Source organism: Mycobacterium sp. ZZG, assembly GCF_054786995.1.
Genome location: NZ_JBTBFV010000179.1, coordinates 1 through 871 on the forward strand (window position 1 = coordinate 1; position 871 = coordinate 871).

Consider the following 871-nt stretch of genomic DNA (forward strand, 5'->3'; position numbering starts at 1 on the left):
TGCGCAGATCGGCCACCATCTGCACCGCCCGCACCTTCAGCTCGTCTGGATACCGCCTCGATGACTTCGATCCCACGTGCCCATCCTTCCCAACGGAAGAACTCTCCAGACACGCCGGGGTGGATCAGACCGTATCGCTGTGCCTCAAATGGATTTCGCGGCGGCGGTTCCAGCGCTTGAGTTCTCGCGAGTGATTGTTCACTGCGTGGCGTCGACGCTGTCGAGCCTGCACTTCTCCACCCAAGTCGCCAGAAGGCTTAAAGCGGCGAGCCTCTCGGCGGCCTCCTGCGCCGATAGCTGCGTCCGGTCGTGGGTGGTTGGGTTTCGGATCGCAGCATGGACGCCCGTCGAGAAACTCAACAAGCCGCGGTTCATCGATATGACGGTCTGGTCTTGATTACCTCCGAGCCAGCGCAATCGCGGAGCACCAGCCTTGGGTGGACTCTGCGAGAAGGCCTGCGTGAAAACGTCCTTGTCGTCGAGGTCAGTCCTTCCGGTGAGCTGGCGGACGTGGTCGATGACAGCGCCCACGGCGGATGACACCGCTTCGCGGTACAACTCGATGCGCCATTGGCCTCGAGCCGCGCCCCAGACCAAAGGGTGCATATCCTCGATGCTGATGTCGCCGGTGACATCGACACGGTCGACCATCGATTCAAGGATGCCGATGGTGTGTTCGGACGCGGCGAGGATGTCGTCCGGCTGTACGAGCGAGTGCGGCTGGGTGACAGTTATCCACATCTCTGTCAATGGACAGTTGGAACTGCCCGTAGGCGGACATGAGAAGTGCCCGTAGGTGGCCAGTAAGAACTGCCCAGTGGCGGACACGAATCTGCCCGTGAGGGGTGGAGTCCGCCACCGGTGGTTGAGG

The 871-nt window shown here is 61.8% G+C and carries 2 protein-coding genes; one reads left to right on the forward strand and one right to left on the reverse strand.

What is annotated here, in order from left to right; translation table 11 throughout:
- Positions 1-194 (forward strand): hypothetical protein (locus ACXMYJ_RS29235; protein ID WP_460359564.1); only part of this gene is annotated, 194 nt, incomplete at its 5' end.
- Between the two features lie 4 nt (positions 195-198).
- Here the strand turns inward: ACXMYJ_RS29235 and ACXMYJ_RS29240 are convergent.
- On the reverse strand, positions 199-741 hold the full coding sequence (locus ACXMYJ_RS29240) for a TIGR02391 family protein (RefSeq protein ID WP_460359565.1): 543 nt from the start codon (positions 739-741) through the stop codon (positions 199-201).
- Positions 742-871 lie beyond the last annotated feature (130 nt).

Bases quoted from the DNA above. Each gene is read 5' to 3' on its own strand.
- ACXMYJ_RS29240 (WP_460359565.1), bottom strand. From the start codon at position 741: ATGTGGATAACTGTCACCCAGCCGCACTCGCTCGTACAGCCGGACGAC.